General features: G+C 56.1%; 2 protein-coding genes and 1 pseudogene. 1 reads left to right on the forward strand and 2 read right to left on the reverse strand.

Annotated elements, in window-relative coordinates; genetic code table 11:
- Nucleotides 1–202 (forward strand): hypothetical protein (locus G3O00_RS42330; protein WP_206146561.1); only part of this gene is annotated, 202 nt, incomplete at its 5' end.
- A 154-nt stretch (nt 203–356) separates the two neighbouring features.
- Here the strand turns inward: G3O00_RS42330 and G3O00_RS42335 are convergent.
- Nucleotides 357–773: pseudogene (locus tag G3O00_RS42335) on the reverse strand (helix-turn-helix domain-containing protein).
- Between the two features lie 211 nt (nt 774–984).
- A complete protein-coding gene (locus G3O00_RS42340; protein WP_277399392.1) occupies nt 985–1,896 on the reverse strand; it encodes an IS3 family transposase in 912 nt (303 codons plus the stop codon).
- Nucleotides 1,897–1,942: the final 46 nt, after the last annotated feature.

The raw sequence follows: 1,942 nt of genomic DNA on the forward strand, positions 1-1,942 counted from the left end.
TATTGAAAGGATCTGCCATTTGGAACACTCGATTGAGGAGGGATGGCAAAGTTTGGAAGCAAGCGGCATGGAGCACGCCGTCGATGCGAGGTGTGGTACAGGGATGCGAAGCGGCTGGGGCGGGAATGGTGGGCGCGCGAATCACTTTCGGCACCTGCCGTCGTTTCGCCTTTGGTTCGTTCCTTCGCATTTTGAGCGATGATCCAACTGGAACTATGGGAGCGCGAGACGTTGACGCGAGATGAGCTGGCGCGGATCGTTGGCGAGATTCGCAATTTGTATTGGGGCGTGCGGAATTTTCGGCGAAGTGACCACGGTGCTCGCCGGCGTAAGATGTGCGATTCACGGACATCGTTTCACTTCTTAGAGCGCCGCTTTCGTTGCGTGTTGGAGCTCGCGGCTCCGTTAGGAGATGCGAGATCCAACACGCGCCGATGATGTTCGGCGAGGGATTTATCGACATGCCATTCGCGGTGCCGAATCCGCTCTTTGGCTTCGTCGTAGGCACTTTCCACCTCCTCGGCGAGAGGTGTGCGCTCGGCACGCAATCAGAGGATCGTCGCCCGATCAACATCGGAAAGCTTCCGGTTTGGGTTGCGGAGTGGACGACGGATTTGAGACTAGAGGCCTGCTTCGCCTGCTTCCTGATAGCGGCGTAGCCATTTGCGAAGTGTCGATCGAGATATTCCGCCTCGTGCGCGCACGAGGCCGGCATTGCCGGTCTCGTGAAACATGCGCACCCAACGTAACCGCGCAGTGATCTCTCGGTCCATCGCTTCATTTTAGTTGAAACGATGTCGATGAATCACACAGATTAGGAACCTTGCGGCGAAATCCATCGGGGCCGGCGGGTCCATCCCGCGATCGAGTCCGGATATAAGTCCGCAACCACCCTCCTCGCCACGATCAAAATCGCCTTGCAAATGGGAGGCGACCATATAAGAAATGTCGTGTTCGGGGGTGCGGCGGAATTCTTGGACTGGTTTATGTCGTCAGCCCGAGGCTCTCCCGGTATTCAATCGGACTGAGTGCGCCAAGCGAGATCTTGATCCGTTTCTCGTTGTACCAACGAATGTACGAGTCAACGACCTCAATGAACTGGTCGGTGCTGACGATCTGCCAGTCCCGAGAGTAAAACAGTTCCGTTTTCAGCCGTCCAAAGAAGCCTTCGCACGCGGCGTTGTCGGGCGAGCAGCCCTTGCGCGACATTGAGCGAATCAGCTTGGCCTCACGTATCCGGGTAAGCCAGCCTGGCCAGCGATAATGCGCACCGCGATCTGAATGGACCACCGGCCGGCTGTTGCTGCTACCGATTGCTTCGATGGCAGCATCGAGCATCGTATTCACAAGCTCGGCGTCTGGTCGTGTACCGATCGACCAACTGATCACCAATCCGTCGAAGCAATCGATGACCGGCGACAGATAGACCTTACCGGCCGGAATCTGGAACTCCGTGATATCTGTGAGCCACTTTTCATTCGGTGCTGCGGCGCGGAAATCCCGGTTGATAAGGTTCTCTGGAGCCGGACCTATTTCTCCGGCGTAGGAGCCATATCGGCGTCGCCTCGTTGTGGCTGCGCTTAGCTGTTCCTGCTTCATCAAGCACCGAACGACCTTCTCCGAGATGAAGACCTTCTGCCTGCCAAGTGCCGCGCGCACTCGGCGATATCCGTAGCAGCGGTGATTCAGTTCAAAGATATCTGCGATGGCAAGGCGTACACCGGCATACTTGTCGGCGGCTTGTATCCGCGCCCGGTGATAGGAGTAGGAGCTACGGGCGAGCCCCAATTCAGCAAAAAGCTCCGGCAGCGTGTAAGAAGCTGTTGCGAAATTAAATTTCTGAGCTGTTAACTTTTCCGACTTGGTGTTAACTTTCTGTCTTGTTTTGCCTGACAGGAAGCGATGCCTAAAGAGCTTATCGACGACGAATTGTGGTCACTCA

It is taken from the genome of Burkholderia sp. Ac-20384 (genome assembly GCF_017104605.1).
In the GTDB taxonomy this organism is placed as follows: domain Bacteria; phylum Pseudomonadota; class Gammaproteobacteria; order Burkholderiales; family Burkholderiaceae; genus Burkholderia; species Burkholderia lata.